Annotated in this window: 13 protein-coding genes; 7 read left to right on the forward strand and 6 right to left on the reverse strand. The window is 67.4% G+C overall.

The window, feature by feature from the left end; all coding sequences use genetic code 11:
• Positions 1–28: 28 nt before the first annotated feature.
• Positions 29–1,411 (forward strand): FAD-binding oxidoreductase, encoded by a 1,383-nt coding sequence (locus ACQP2D_RS40160; protein ID WP_433681111.1) that lies wholly within the window; start codon positions 29–31, stop codon positions 1,409–1,411.
• 70 nt (positions 1,412–1,481) lie between these two features.
• On the opposite strand, the gene ACQP2D_RS40165 is transcribed toward ACQP2D_RS40160, so the two are convergent.
• A complete protein-coding gene (locus ACQP2D_RS40165) occupies positions 1,482–1,943 on the reverse strand; it encodes a hypothetical protein (RefSeq protein WP_433681112.1) in 462 nt (153 codons plus the stop codon).
• Positions 1,944–2,061: 118 nt separating this feature from the next.
• Between ACQP2D_RS40165 and ACQP2D_RS40170 the strand changes: the two genes are divergently transcribed.
• The 4 genes from ACQP2D_RS40170 (at position 2,062) to ACQP2D_RS40185 (ending at position 6,974) form a co-directional block, all read left to right on the forward strand.
• On the forward strand, positions 2,062–2,667 hold the full coding sequence (locus ACQP2D_RS40170) for a PadR family transcriptional regulator (RefSeq protein ID WP_433681113.1): 606 nt from the start codon (positions 2,062–2,064) through the stop codon (positions 2,665–2,667).
• A gap of 64 nt (positions 2,668–2,731) precedes the next feature.
• Positions 2,732–5,062, forward strand: coding sequence for a galactose oxidase-like domain-containing protein (locus ACQP2D_RS40175; RefSeq protein ID WP_433681114.1), 2,331 nt, complete (start codon positions 2,732–2,734; stop codon positions 5,060–5,062).
• A gap of 112 nt (positions 5,063–5,174) precedes the next feature.
• Positions 5,175–6,182, forward strand: a complete 1,008-nt coding sequence (locus ACQP2D_RS40180) for an adenylate/guanylate cyclase domain-containing protein (RefSeq protein ID WP_433681115.1) — start codon at positions 5,175–5,177, stop codon at positions 6,180–6,182.
• Between the two features lie 21 nt (positions 6,183–6,203).
• Positions 6,204–6,974 carry an RluA family pseudouridine synthase gene (locus ACQP2D_RS40185; protein WP_433681116.1) on the forward strand — a complete coding sequence of 257 codons (771 nt, stop codon included), beginning with the start codon at positions 6,204–6,206 and terminating at the stop codon, positions 6,972–6,974.
• 37 nt (positions 6,975–7,011) lie between these two features.
• Here the strand turns inward: ACQP2D_RS40185 and ACQP2D_RS40190 are convergent, their stop codons facing one another.
• From ACQP2D_RS40190 to ACQP2D_RS40205, 4 genes are all read right to left on the reverse strand, one after another.
• Complete coding sequence (locus ACQP2D_RS40190; RefSeq protein WP_433681117.1) at positions 7,012–8,073, reverse strand: hypothetical protein; 1,062 nt, start codon at positions 8,071–8,073, stop codon at positions 7,012–7,014.
• A gap of 30 nt (positions 8,074–8,103) precedes the next feature.
• Complete coding sequence (locus ACQP2D_RS40195) at positions 8,104–9,063, reverse strand: RNA polymerase sigma-70 factor (RefSeq protein WP_433681118.1); 960 nt, start codon at positions 9,061–9,063, stop codon at positions 8,104–8,106.
• Positions 9,064–9,206: 143 nt separating this feature from the next.
• Positions 9,207–10,397, reverse strand: a complete 1,191-nt coding sequence (locus ACQP2D_RS40200; protein WP_433681119.1) for an NAD(P)/FAD-dependent oxidoreductase — start codon at positions 10,395–10,397, stop codon at positions 9,207–9,209.
• Positions 10,398–10,507: 110 nt separating this feature from the next.
• A complete protein-coding gene (locus ACQP2D_RS40205; RefSeq protein WP_433681120.1) occupies positions 10,508–11,161 on the reverse strand; it encodes a TIGR03086 family metal-binding protein in 654 nt (217 codons plus the stop codon).
• Positions 11,162–11,247: 86 nt separating this feature from the next.
• Here ACQP2D_RS40205 and ACQP2D_RS40210 point away from each other — a divergent pair, with 86 nt between their 5' ends.
• Complete coding sequence (locus tag ACQP2D_RS40210; RefSeq protein ID WP_433681121.1) at positions 11,248–11,685, forward strand: MarR family winged helix-turn-helix transcriptional regulator; 438 nt, start codon at positions 11,248–11,250, stop codon at positions 11,683–11,685.
• Between the two features lie 181 nt (positions 11,686–11,866).
• The gene (locus tag ACQP2D_RS40215; protein ID WP_433681122.1) at positions 11,867–12,646 is read left to right on the forward strand and encodes a metallophosphoesterase; all 780 of its coding nucleotides are present in this window, start codon (positions 11,867–11,869) and stop codon (positions 12,644–12,646) included.
• On the opposite strand, the gene ACQP2D_RS40220 is transcribed toward ACQP2D_RS40215, so the two are convergent.
• On the reverse strand, positions 12,643–13,701 hold the full coding sequence (locus tag ACQP2D_RS40220) for an AraC family transcriptional regulator (protein WP_433681123.1): 1,059 nt from the start codon (positions 13,699–13,701) through the stop codon (positions 12,643–12,645). The genes ACQP2D_RS40215 and ACQP2D_RS40220 overlap by 4 nt on opposite strands.
• Positions 13,702–13,713 lie beyond the last annotated feature (12 nt).

Here is a 13,713-nt window from a genome sequence, read left to right on the forward strand (position 1 = left end):
CGATAGGGTCCATCGCATCGGCAATCGCATGTCACGGGCGTCGTTTCTGCGCGGCGCACTGGGAGCCGGGGCGGCGCTGGCCGGCTCCGGATTCCTCGCATGGTCGGGCGGTGCCGCCGCACAACCCGCGCAGTGGCGCGGCCACGTGTTGCTGCCGGGTGAGGCCGGGTACGCCTCGGCGAAACAACTCTTCGATCCCCGGTTCGACGCGAAAACTCCGGCCGCCATTGTCCAGGTGACCTCGGTCGAGGATGTGCGCGCGGCGGTCGCATTCGCGGCGGAGTCCGGACTGCGGATCGCGGCGCGCGGCGGCGGACATTCCTATATAGGGGCGTCCGCGGCGGACGGAACGCTGGTCATCGATCTGCGCGCACTGCGCGATGTGCGCTACGACGGCGGCCGGGTCACCGTCGGGGCCGGAGCTTCGTTATCCGATGTGCAGAACGCTCTGCACCGATTCGGGCAGACCCTACCCCTGGGCACCTGTCCGACGGTCGGCATCGCCGGTCTGACACTCGGCGGCGGTATCGGCATCGAGTCGCGGCGGCACGGATTGTCATGCGACCGGCTCGATTCGGCGCACATCGTAGTTCCGAGTGCCGAATCGGTCGAGGTTTCCGCGACCAGCGACCCGGACCTCTTCTGGGCGCTGCGCGGGGGCGGCGGGCAACTCGGCGTCGTCACCTCGCTGACCTTCCTGACCTGCCCCGCGACACCCAAAGACATAGTGCGCATGACCTTTCCAGCCGAACGACTGGCACGAGTGATCACCGGCTGGGCCGACTGGCTGTCGACCGCGGACCGCAGCGCCTGGGCCAATATCGATGCATCCACCGACGGCCACGGCGCCATGGACTGCACGGTCCTACTGGTCTGCGCCGCGGACACGGGAGTGGCACACACCCGCGCCTTGACCGCAGCCACCGGTACCGCCCCGCTGACCGTCCAGCGACAGACCCTCGACCATCTCGGAGCGATCGACGCGCTCGCCGGTGGCATCGATGCGCCACGCACCTGCTCGGTCGCGGGATCCGATGTCGTAGCTGATATTTCGGCCGACCTGGCCGACCGGATCATCGAAACCCTCACCACGCTCACGGATATGTCCGGCCGAGTACTCATCGACCCGCTCGATGGCGCGGTGCGCGATCTCCCCGGCGACGCAACGGTTTTCCCGTGGCGCGACCACTCGGCCGTCCTGCAGTGGATCGTCGACGGTCCGACCGACGCAGGACAGTGGGTCGCCAATGCCCATCGAAACCTCGGTTCGCATTCGGCAGGCGCGTACGTCAACTACCTCGAACCATCGGACTCCCCCCACCGCTACTTCGCCGACAACCTCGACCGACTCCGGCGCATCCGCGCCGTCGTGGATCCCGACAACCGACTGCACCGAACGCTCGCACTCTGAATCCCCACCGAAATGCCAAGTGCCCCAACCTCGGTACCCACCAAGGCGGGGGCACTGACGTCGGCGCGGGTCAACGCGGGGCGTTGGCCGGATCGGCGACGGTGGGGTGGGTCCCCTCCCGGTGCGCCCGGCGCGCATCCTCGAAGAACTCCCGCGAGAACATTGCCGACAGCACCGCGATACCCGCGCGGTGCACACGGAATTCACTCCGATTGCTGGCGCCGGTGAGGCGGATGACACGACCCGCGGCGTCCTTGGGCCGCGCGAAATCCTTGACCCGGCCGCGCCCGGTCCACCGCAGTTCGGTCTGGTCGATGACGGCGTCGTCGGGGACGAGCAGCTTGATCATGGCGTGGTCGAGGTCGGCGTGCACCACGATCTCGCCGTCGCCGGTGATCAGCGGCGAGCGCAGGTCGATGACCACGCTGCCGTAGCGAGCGGTGACGTCGAAGGTATCGGCGGCGGTCCAGTCACCGAGGCGCTTGGTGGTCTCGTGGTCGACGTGGATCCGGGTGGCGGTCTTGGCGGTCATTTCTCTGTTCCTTCCGGGCGGTGGCGTCCGCTGATGAACCAATAGTGGCATACACACTAGTTTCTTTGCAACTAGTATTTAAGACCCTAGTTCTGCAGACACCACTAGAATGGTCGGTATGACGGCATCGACGCAGTTCAAGCGCTCACCACTGGCGATGGCGCTGCTCGGCATCCTGCATCTGGAACCGATGCACCCCTATGCGATCCAGCGGCGGATCAAGGAGTGGGGCAAGGACAAGGTCGTCAATGTCGCCCAGCGCGCCGCGCTGTACAAGACGATCGGCCGGTTGCAAGAGGCCGGGCTGGTCACCGTGCGCGAGACCGGACGCGATCAGCAATATCCCGAGCGCACCGTCTACGAGATCACCGATGCGGGCCGCGCGGCCTGCGCCGGCTGGCTGGCCGAGATGATCGGCGAACCGCGCAACGAATATCCGGATTTCCCTGCGGCACTGTCATTTCTGATGCTGCTGGGCCCCGAGGGGGCCCGCACCGAACTGGAGCGGCGCGCAAAGTCGGTGCGCGCGAAGCTCGCCGAGATGGATGCCGATGCGGCACAGGCCGCCGCGATGCATCTGCCCCGGGTGGTGATGCTGGAAGACGAGTACCAGCGCGCGGTCACCGAGGCCGAATTGCGTTGGCTCGATAGTGTTATCGCCGATCTGGCCGCGGGCACACTGACCTGGTCCAGGGAATCCCTGCTGCCGTACCAGCAGGCCTAGGCAGGATCGGCCAACTTCGCCGCACAGCGCGCACTTTGGCGCCTTCGGCGCGACGATGTATTGCGTGGCAGGCAAATTCGTTCCGATGCCCGACTGGTTCGCCTGGGAGAACCAGGATTGCGGGATCGCGGTCGCGGATATCGATGGTGACGGCACACCGGATGTCGTCGTACTCATGGTGGACGATCCACAGGGTCAGAACACCGGGTCCTATCGGGTGGGCAAGGGGTTGGCCACCGACGGAACGACGCAGAGTTGGGGACCGTGGCTGCCGGTGCCGGATTGGTACGGCTGGGAGAACCAGGGCGCGGGCATCGCCATCGGGGATCTGAACGGCAATGGTCGGCCCGACCTGGTGGTCTTCCTTGTCGACAATCCCCCGGGCCAGAACCAGGGGTTCTACCGGATCGGGCGCGATCTGGACGCCGACGGCACGGTGACCGGCGGGTGGACGCCGTGGATCGCCGTACCGGATTGGTACGGATGGGAGAACCAAGGGGCCGATATCTGCCTCACCTCGATCGATGGCCAGACCACCCTGGTCCTGCTGACGGTCGACAATCCGCCGGGCCCGAACAGCGGACAGTTCCGGCTGGCCAAGGGCCTGACCGTCGAGGGGGCAGTCGGCGAATGGACACCGTGGATCGAGGTGCCCGACTGGTACGGGTGGGAGAACCAGGGCGCGGGCATCACGGCCGCGGATCTGGACGGCGACGGCAGGCCGGAGCTGATCGTCTTCGCGGTGGACGATCCCGACGGTGTGAACACCGGCGTCTACACCATCGGCTGGGGTCTGGAGGGTTCGGGTCACGCGGTCGACGGCTGGAGCGTGTGGACCAAGACGGACTGGGGATTCGCCGAAAACCAGGGCGCGGCAGTGGCTTTGCTGCCCCATGCGGACGCGCCGCCGGAGCTGGTGGTATTCACCATCGATGCACCCGAGGGTCCCAATGCCGGATATCTGCGCGTGCTCGAACTGGAGACCGATCTGACGCATGCGCCGCATATGGGCCTGTGGCGAATTCTCGATTTCGGCACCGAGATCAACCCGGTGCACGCAGCCGTACTGCACACCGGTGATGTGTTGTTCTTCGCCGGTTCCGGTAACGATCCGGACCGGCACGACGCCCACGAATTCCGCACTCGCGTTTGGCATTACCCGCGGCCGCAGCTGAGCGCGCCCGCCACCCCGATCGACCTGTTCTGTGTCGGCCAGGCATTCCTGCCGGATGGCCGACTACTCGCAGCGGGCGGCACCGAACGCTACGACCCGTTCTACGGGCTGAGGGACGCACTGATCTTCGACCCGGCGACCTCGACCTGGAATGCCCAGCCGGATATGGCCTTCGGGCGCTGGTATCCGTCACTGGCACCGCTGCCGAACGGCAATATCGTCGCGGTATCGGGTCTCGGCACCGACAACTTCCTATCCGTCATTCCGGAAGTCTTCGATGCCGGGACCGAAACCTGGTCCCAGCTGCCATCGCCCGGCCCGATCCCGATGTACGGACATCTCGTCCTGCTCGCCGACGGCAGGCTGTTCTACACCGGCGGCCAGTACGGCGCGAACAACGGTATGCGCCCGTCGATCTGGGATCCGGCGACCGGCACCACCGTGGAGGTGCCCGGCCTCACCGATCCGGGATCGCGCAATCAGTCCACCAGCGTGCTGCTGCCACCGGCGCAACAACAGCGGGTCATGATCCTCGGCGGCGGCGGCTTCGATATGCACAGCCCCGCACCGGCGCTGGCCGATACCAGAATCGTCGACCTGACCGCGGCGGCACCGGAATACCAACCGGGGCCGCCGATGGACCACCCGAGAATGCACCTGAGCGCGGTACTGCTCCCGGACCGAACGGTGCTGGCCACCGGTGGTTCCGGAATGGAGGAGATGGCGCACGCCGCACCACCGCATGCCGAGATCTTCGATCCGGCCATGGGCACCTGGATGCACACCGCACCGTGTCGCGTCCCGCGGCTCTACCACTCCATCGCGCTGCTCACCCCCGACGGCAAGGTGATCACCGCGGGCTCCAATCCGGCGCGCAAGACCGAGGAACTGCGCATCGAAACCTACTGGCCGCCTTATCTGTTCCAGGGCGAGCGACCCCAGCTCGCGCTGGCCAGCGATACCGCCGCCTACGGCGCGACCGTCACCGCGACCACCGCCGCCACCCTGCGCGAGGTGAATCTAGTCCGGCCGGGCGCCTGCACCCATTCCTCCGATAACGAGCAACGTCTGATCGATCTCGAATTCGCCAGCACCGCACCGAATTCGGTGACGATCACACTGCCGACCAATCCGGCGCTCGCACCACCGGGCTGGTATCTGGTGTTCGTCGTGAACGACCAGGGCGTGCCATCGACCGGACAGTGGCTGCACCTGAGCTGAGCACGCCGCCGATTGTGACCGACCACAGTCGGCGGCCGATGCGACCGTGCGGTCTTATTACCCGCCCCGGTTGCCACCCTGCGGGCCCGGCCCGGCCCGTAAGGTACCGATCATGGTCCCCACCGAGATATCCGAGCTGGTCGAGTCGGTCGTGGAGTCGTATCTGCTCGACGGACCGCGCCGCTACAACCGGACCCAGGTCGCCGAGCAATCCGGGGCGAACACCACCCTTACCAAACGGCTGTGGAGGGCGCTCGGCTTCCCGGCCGGCATCGACGACGACGCGGTCGACTACACCGACGCCGATATCGCCGCGGTCCGCAATTTCCGCGCGCTCAACGCGCTCTCCTCCGCCGACTCCCGGCAGCAGGCCGCGACCGTGCGCACCGTCGGCCAGGGTATGGCGCGACTCGCGGAATGGCAGGTCGACATGGTGCTCGCCGAGATCAGCGATCGCATCGCCGAGGCAGGGCCGGGCGCCGATCCGGCCGAGACCGCCCGCACCGCCACCGAGGCGGCCATCTCGACGCTCGAAAAGATCAATACCTACGCCTGGCGCCGCCATCTCGCCGCCGCGGTGGCCCGTTCGCTCGACCCGGGCACCACGGCGGGCGAGGCGGTGCGGGAATTGGCGGTCGGCTTCGCCGATATGGTCGGCTACACCCGGCTCACCAGGCATCTGCATCCGGACGAACTCTCGACGCTGTTGGAGGCGTTCGAATCCACCACCACCGCCGCGATCACCGAGAACGGCGGGTGGGTCATCAAGAACGTCGGCGACGAGGTCATGTTCGCGGCCGAGGATCCGGCCGACGCGGCCCGGATCGCACTGTCCATCCAGGAGAGCACGATGATGGTCGGCGGCACCCCCGACCTACGGGTCGCGGTGGCATACGGTCCGGTGCTGCAGCGCTTCGGCGATCTGTACGGCTCGGTGGTCAATATCGCCTCCCGGCTCACCGGCGTCGCCCGCCCGGGCACCGTACTCGTCGACGACGATGCCGCCGCCGCGCTGGAGGGCAATCCGGAGTTCGATATTCGCAACCTGCGCAGCGTCCGCGTCCGCGGCTTCAATCGCCTCCGGCCGCACACACTGCGCCGCAATGGCAAGAGGCGATAGCGCAGGACCTAAGCTCGTCCGGTGGATTTCGAGTGGGCCGAACTGCGCGCGAGCTGCGGCATCGCCGAGGACGCCGCGGTGCTGGCGTTGAACAAGCCCGCGGGGATTTCGGTCACCGGTGAGCGGCACGACAGCGATATCGTCGAGGCGGCGGCCGCGGCGGGGGAAACGCTGTATCCGGTGCACCGGATCGACAAGGTGACCTCCGGACTGGTGCTACTGGCCAAGGAGCTGACCGCGCACGGGCAGCTGACCAGGCAGTTCAATAAACAGACGGCGGAGAAGGCCTATCTGGCGATCGTCGAGTCGACCGGACTGCCCGATCGCGGCGTCATCGAACTGCCGCTCAGCGTCGGGCGCAAGAACCGGGTGCGCATCGCCGCGCCCCGGGAGCGCATTCGCGAACAGGCGGGCCGATGGTTCGTCGATGACGCCGACCTACTGGCCACGAAGAACTATCCATCGGTCACCCGATTCGCGACGGTCCTGCGCACCGACGAACACACCCTGCTCGCGGTGCGCCCGATCACCGGCCGCCGCCACCAGATCCGGGTGCACCTGGCCTGGATCGGACATCCGATCCTCGGCGATCCGCTGTTCGACAAGTCCGGCCGGTACGACCGGACCTACCTGCACTCCTGGCAACTCGGCCTGGCCGCACCGTGGCGCACGCCCCCGGAACTCACTGTGCGAGCGACGCCGAGTTCCGACTTCTGGCAGCCGATCCAGCCCGCTTCCGACACCGACGCGATCCTCCAGCGCGCCGACGAGCTGCTGCACACCATCGAATAGCCGAGCGCCGCAAACTTTTCGTGAGCCGCACCTGAGTTCAGCGAGCAATTCCGGTGCGCTGCACACCTTCCGGGGTTCCGGTAGTAATCGCCGAAAGCCCTGCGGCCGCCTTGGCGGCGCGACCGGCGCGCAGGCCGCCGACCAGGCACAGCACCGCACCGAGCGCGACCCAGGCGACCAGGACGGTGACGGCGTGGGTGGCGCCGCGACCGTCGAAGAAGGCGGTCGATCGCAGCAACCGGCCACCGGCCCCGGGCGGCAGTAGCTGGCCGAGCGTGCCGGACCAGCCGGGCAGCATCTCGGGTGCGGTCGCCGTGCCCGAGAGGGGGTTGCCGATCAGCATCATGGCGACGGCGCCGATGCCGATTCCGGCATATCCGAGCAGGGATTCCAGCCCGAGGACGGTCAGGGAGGTGGCCGCGATGGTCAATGCGACGGCACCGGCATTGACCGGGTAGGACCCGCTCAGTGAGCCGAGCCAGAACTGCAGGATCGCTGTCACGGCCAAACCGCCGGTTGCCGCGAAGGCGAGTGCCCCGACAACCCGGCGGACCGTGCCGCGAACGAGCTCGGTCAGCAGCCCCGCGGCCAGCAGACCGCCCATGACCAGGGGCAGGGCGCCAGCGGAGAGACCGGCGCCGCGCGGGTCGTCGGCAGGCAATGCGGCGAGGTCGCGGACAACGGCCGGTGTGCCGGATTTCCCTGCTCGGCCGAGGCCGGTAGCCATGGTCTGCAGGGTCTGAGCGACCGCGGTGCTGGCGGCGGAGGCGACGATGACCTGTGGGGTGCCGGAGCTGAGATCGATCGCCCCGTACACCTGCCGGTCGCGGATGAGTTGTTCAGCGGCGGCAGTGTCGGTGACTTCGGTGATATCGAAGCCGCCTGGGAGACGCTGCTCGAGTGCGCTGCGGATCGGTGTGACCGCGGCGGCCGGGCCGGCGACGGCGATCGGAACATCGTGTACCGACGACCGCACCGACGGCCAGGCGAAGGCGACGAGCAGCACGCTGGTGATCGCGGTGAGCAGGACGACAGCGCCGATCACCCTCGGCCAGCGGGACGGCAGCGCATCGGTGGCGAGCGGTGCTCGCGTGGTCATATCTACTCCTCGAACAAGTGGGACCGGTGTTCATCGCAGGGTGAGTTGGGTTTCGGATTCGATATGGGTCAGTTTCTGCGGGTTGCGGACGTAGTAGATGCCGGTGATGTGGGTGTCCTCGACGTGCATCGCAATGACCCCGTCGAGTTGCCCGTCGACGTGGAGAGCCAGCGCGGGGCCACCATTGACCGTGGTCGGCTCGACGGTGAGCGTGACGTTGTGCTTGGTGAGGCCGCCGACGATGAAACGGGCGACCTTGTCGGCGCCGAGAATCGGTCGCGGTGTGGCCCGTTTGATGCCACCGCCGTCGCTGATCGTCACGACGTCGGGGGCGAGCACGTCGAGCAGGCCCCGCAGGTCCCGCGTCTCGAGCGCATGCCGGAATGCCTCGACGGCCGCCTCGGCCTGGCGCGCGGTGACCGACCGGCGCGGTCGGCGGGCTTCGACGTGGCGGCGGGCTCGGTGGGCGATCTGATGTACGGCGGCGGGGGTCTTGTCGACTGCGGCCGCGATCTCGTCGTAGCCGATTCCGAATGCTTCGCGCAGCACGAACACCGCCCGTTCGGTCGGGGTCAATGTCTCGAGCACGAGCATCAGCGCCATCGAAACGCTTTCGGACAGTTCGACGTCGGCGGCCACATCCGCGGTGGTGAGCAGCGGCTCCGGCAGCCAGGACCCCACGTACGCCTCCCTGCGGCGCTTCATCGACCGCAGCCGGTTGAGCGCCTGGCGGGTGGTGATCCGAACCAGGTAGGCGCGGTGGTCGTCGACGTGCGCCGCGTCGACAGCGACCCAGCGCAACCAGGTCTCCTGCAGGACATCGTCGGCGTCGGCCGCCGATCCGAGCATTTCGTAGGCAACGGTGAACAGCAGCTTGCGGTGCGCGACAAACGTTTCCGTCGCCTCGACGGTGGCGCGGTCACCGACATCGCGACCCGCTGCCGCGCCGCCGGGCCGCCGCTGTCCGCCGGGGTGACTCGTTGTGTCCATGGAGTCCTCTCCTGTCTCCCGTTTGCAGCCGTTCGATCCGGGCCGCCGATGACCTGGCGTGCGGCGGCGGCCCGGATCAAGGGGCGGTGCCGCCATCCGTGCAGGCAGGTCACCGGCAGCGGGACGCGACGACTTTCGGTGTCCTACGCGACCGATGCCGTCGTGTTGTCGCGCTGGGCCGCCAGCAGCTGCGGCCGGTGTTTGCCGTCTTTGAACCAGTGATGCGAGCCGGGCTTGTGTGCCTCGGTCGCGAGGTGTTCGATGCCGGCTTCGCAGGCGAATTCCTTCAGTTTCTTGCCCACGGACCCGCTGAAGTACAGCCGCATGCCGGTCTCGTTCTTGTGGCCGAGCTGGTAGATCCCGGCCTCCCGTCCGAAGCTGAGGCACATGGCGATGAACGACAGGTCGATCGGTGCGGGCTGCTCACCCGCGATCCGGTGCACCAGGGTGTCAGCGGCGTGCGCTCCCAAGCAGTACGCGACGTAGGCGCTCATCCGGAACGGCAGATTCGACGGTGCCGCACAGTCGCCCGCTGCGATAATGCGCTCATCGTCGACGCTGGTCAGCGTCTCGTCGGTGAGCAGACGCCCGGCGGAATCGGTGCTCAGCCCGCTACGGTTGGCCAGGTCGGGCACCCCGAAGCCCGCTGTCCAGATCGTGACGTCGCTCGCCAGCGTCCGGCCATCACCGAGCTGCACGGTGTCCCGCGTCACCGCGGTGACGGCTGCATCGGGGCCCTCGATGACGTTCACTCCCAGCTTGGCTAGGTACTTGTGGGCCGTGCGCCGTGCCTTGGGATGCAGGTACGGAACGAGGACACCACCACAGACCAAGGTGACTTTGCGCCCCTGCTCGGCCAGCTCGGCGGCGGTCTCGACTCCGGTCGGGCCGCCCCCGATCACCGTCACCGCAGCCCCCATGGGCGTGTCGAGGAGCACCGACCGCAGCCGCTGCGCAGCCTCCAAAGTCGCGACCGGGTAGGCGAACTCGGCCGCGCCCGGCACCCGCGGCCCGGCGTTGCCGCTACCTGCCGCGTAGATCAGGTAGTCGTAGCCGATACCGTCACCCTCGGCCAGCATCACACTGCGTCCGACCGCATCGATCCGCGTTGCGTTGTCGACGACCAACCGGACACCCTCGGCCAGGACCTCCTGGTAGTCGACGACCGCATCGTGGGTCCCGCCAACCAGCTGGTGCAACCGCAGCCTCGGGACGAAGACCGGGCGCGGATTGATCACGGTCACCGTCACGTCGTCGCGCTGCGTCAAACGATTGGCCGCCATCACTCCGGCATATCCGCCGCCGATCACGACCACATCGGTGTTCTTGCTCATGGTGTCTCCTTCGCGCCGAGGGGCTCGAATACAAGACACCGCAGCGACGAAAATCCTGACACCATGTGAAGCAGATCACTCGGCACGCCCGGTCCGCGGGCGCACAGGCCCTATGCGGGCCAGTTGGGGGAACGGCCGAGGATGGCGACGATCTCGTCGAGCGTGGAATCCCCGGACCAGGTGATCGCCGGGGCGAATGCGGCACCGGGCGCCAGCCTGGACTTACCGCCGGGCACGGCCTCGGCCACCCGCAGTGCGGCGGTGAGCAGATCATCGTCGAAATGCACTGTCCTGCCGAGGGTTCGGGCGACATCCCAGGAGTGCACGACGTAGTCGATGAAGTGGAAGCTGACCGCCTCGGCTCCGGAGAATTCGAAGGCCCGGGTGAATTCCGGTAGCGGGAAGGTCCGCTCGAGCACACCGTCCTCGGCGAAGGACGCCGACACATGTTCGGCGGCCGCACGGTAGTCCGCGACCGGGTCCTCGCTCAGCGGACGCAGCCGCCACAGCGACAGGTCACCTTCGCCGCGCGAGGCGGCCGCGAACCCGTAGTGCTGGGTGATCATGTGCGCCAGCAGCCCGTGCAGCGTCCAGCCCGCGCAGGGCGTCGGCTTGGCCAGATCGGCGGCGGTGACATGGGAAACCACATCGATGCTGGTGCGCACGGCCTGCGCGTTGAGTGCGATGAGATCGACCTTCGCCCCCAGCAGATCGAGGGTGCGCAGTTCGGCAGCTACCGCACCGGTTTCGGAATCGGTGGTCATTTCAGTCCTCTCGATATCTTCAAATTAGTAAGCGTCAGCTTATCGTAAGCTCATGCTTATCACTTGCCAAGCAGTATTTTCTACTCATGCCGGAAGTGCAGCGCCCCGATCTCGCCGCGATGCTCGTGCCGCTCGGCCGCGCCCTCGCCGCCGCGGAGCTGCCGATACTCGAGCGGCACGGACTGACCATGTGGGGCTACGTGGTCCTGCTCGGCCTCGGCGACGAACCTGTCTACACCCAGGCCGCACTGGCCAAGAAGATCCGCGCGGATAAGACCCGCATCATCGGCGTGCTCGATGAACTCCAGCAGCGCGACCTCATCCGACGTGATCCGGATCCAACCGATCGGCGCGCGCGGCTGGTCTCGCTCACCCCGACCGGCCGAACCACTCGCGATCGTGCGCAACGCGATATCCAGGAGCAGGAGGACCGGCTGCTGTCACCACTGCCCGCCGCCGAGCGCAAGGCCTTCCTGCGGTCGATGCAAACGCTGTGGGCGTCGATCATCGGACAGCAGGGCTGACATCCGAAACCCACCGGTATCGCTGTGGGCGCCACCACTACCGACCCTCCGGCTTTCTACCGGTGGTCAGCCTCATGGCGACGCGGAACCCGCAGGTCATCTAGCCTGATGGGGTGCCGCGCACGCGAGGTCGGCACACTCTGACGCAATGGAGCGATACCCCCAGAGAAAGCGAACGCCGATGATCCTGGTGGCTCAGATCAGCGATACCCATTTCGATCTAGGCGCCCGCAACGCCGAACGCGCCGAGCGGGTGATGGCCTTCCTCGCCGATCTGCGCCGCCGACCCGATGCCATCCTGGTGACCGGTGACATCACCGATTCCGGCAAATCCGACCAGTACGCCGAGGCCCGCATGGCGCTCGATGCCGATATCCCGGTCTACGCGCTGCCCGGCAATCACGATGACCGCGCCGCCTTCCGCGAGACGCTGCTCGGCGAACCCGCCTCGACCGCGCCGATCAACCATGCGCACCGGGTCGGCAAGCTGACCGTGGCCCTGCTGGATTCGAGCATCCCCGGCGAATCCGGTGGCCAACTGACCGAACAGACCTACAACTGGCTGCGCGGCGTACTGGCCGCGGCGCCCGCCGACGCGCCCATTCTGCTGGCACTGCACCACCCGCCCGCCCATCTGTTCAGCCCGGTGATCGATACGATCTCGCTGGCCGAACCGGAGAAGTTCGCCGAGGTCGTCGCGTCCGACGAACGCATCGTCGGCGTGCTCACCGGACACGCGCATTCCGCGGCCGTCACCACCTTCGCGGGCCGCCCGCTACTGATCGCGCCGAGCACCGCATCGGTGCTGGGCGGCGAATGGGAGCTCGAACTGCCCGACCGCGTCATGGACTACGCGCCGGATCCGGCCGTCGCCCTGCACGTGATCGACGAAAACCGCCGCATGACAACGCATTTCCGCAGTGTCGCGATGGGCGGCTGGATCAGCGTGCCGCCGAACTAGCGCCGCGCGACACGCTCGCGCCGGTAGACGGCCGGTGTCGCGCCGGTCCAGCGTTTGAAGGCGTAGATGAAGGTGGAGGATTCGGCGTAGCCGAGCCGGATGGCCACATCGCTCACCGAAAGCGGTGTGGCGGTAAGCATTTCCTCGGCGAGTGCGCGGCGGACCTCATCCAGCAGCGCGCGGTAGCTGGTGCCCGCCGCGTCGAGGTGGCGGCGCAGGGTACGGGTGCTCATATTGAGATCCCGTGCGACGGTATCGATTCCGGGCGGTGCCGCGAATCCTTCGGCACCGCCGGGGACCAGCAGTTCGCGCACCTCGGCCGCGATGCCGGTGCGGGCGCGGCGGCGGTCCACCAGATCGCGGCATTGAGCCAGACACATGGCCCAGGTGTGCTCATTCGCCTGTGGCAGTGGCTGTTCCAGCACTGCCGGATCGATGGCGAACAGATTCCGCGGGCAACCGAAGCGCGGGGCAACCTGGGTGAACTCCATGATCCGATCGACATAGGTCGGCTCGGGAAAACGGAATTCGGCCCTGGTGAGCGGCAACTGTTTGCCGATCAGGTCGCTCATGACCTGATGCATGGCGCTGACATCGCGTTCGACCAGGAACTGGCGCACATCGGCCGGAATGGATTCATCGTGCACCCAGGCGACGAATTCGCCGTCGCCCCACTCCGCGACCGGCAGGCAGAAGGTGAAGCTCAGCTCCAGATAGCGCAGGGCGAACGAGATCGCCTCACCCAGCGTCGGACTGCTGACACAGGCGAAGCCGAAGATGCCGAAGGTGGTGATCCGATAGCGGCGGCCGATCTCGACACCGAGTGCCGGCGTATCGGGCAGTTCGCGGACGAGGTTGCGGATCACCGCCAGTTCGGTCCGCGCATCGATCTGCGCGTCCGGGTCGCGCAGCAGCGCCTCGGTCAGCCCGGTTCCGGCGAGCATGCGCGCGAGGGGCACGCCGTGCTCACCGGCGTAACCGATCATCAGCGCCACGCTGGCGATGCCGCGTGGAAAGTTCCAGTCGCGGATGCCCGGATCCTGTACCCGCTCCACAGCCGACATTAT

The organism is Nocardia sp. CA-119907 (genome assembly GCF_050955995.1).
Classification (GTDB): Bacteria; Actinomycetota; Actinomycetes; order Mycobacteriales; family Mycobacteriaceae; genus Nocardia.

Excerpts from the sequence above, each read along its gene's own strand:
- ACQP2D_RS40170 (WP_433681113.1), top strand. The coding sequence starts at position 2,062 with ATGACGGCATCGACGCAGTTCAAGCGCTCACCACTGGCGATGGCGCTG.
- ACQP2D_RS40215 (WP_433681122.1), top strand. The coding sequence starts at position 11,867 with ATGATCCTGGTGGCTCAGATCAGCGATACCCATTTCGATCTAGGCGCC.
- ACQP2D_RS40180 (WP_433681115.1), top strand. The coding sequence starts at position 5,175 with ATGGTCCCCACCGAGATATCCGAGCTGGTCGAGTCGGTCGTGGAGTCG.
- ACQP2D_RS40205 (WP_433681120.1), bottom strand. The coding sequence starts at position 11,161 with ATGACCACCGATTCCGAAACCGGTGCGGTAGCTGCCGAACTGCGCACC.
- ACQP2D_RS40160 (WP_433681111.1), top strand. The coding sequence starts at position 29 with ATGTCACGGGCGTCGTTTCTGCGCGGCGCACTGGGAGCCGGGGCGGCG.
- ACQP2D_RS40165 (WP_433681112.1), bottom strand. The coding sequence starts at position 1,943 with ATGACCGCCAAGACCGCCACCCGGATCCACGTCGACCACGAGACCACC.
- ACQP2D_RS40210 (WP_433681121.1), top strand. The coding sequence starts at position 11,248 with ATGCCGGAAGTGCAGCGCCCCGATCTCGCCGCGATGCTCGTGCCGCTC.
- ACQP2D_RS40190 (WP_433681117.1), bottom strand. The coding sequence starts at position 8,073 with ATGACCACGCGAGCACCGCTCGCCACCGATGCGCTGCCGTCCCGCTGG.
- ACQP2D_RS40200 (WP_433681119.1), bottom strand. The coding sequence starts at position 10,397 with ATGAGCAAGAACACCGATGTGGTCGTGATCGGCGGCGGATATGCCGGA.
- ACQP2D_RS40195 (WP_433681118.1), bottom strand. The coding sequence starts at position 9,063 with ATGGACACAACGAGTCACCCCGGCGGACAGCGGCGGCCCGGCGGCGCG.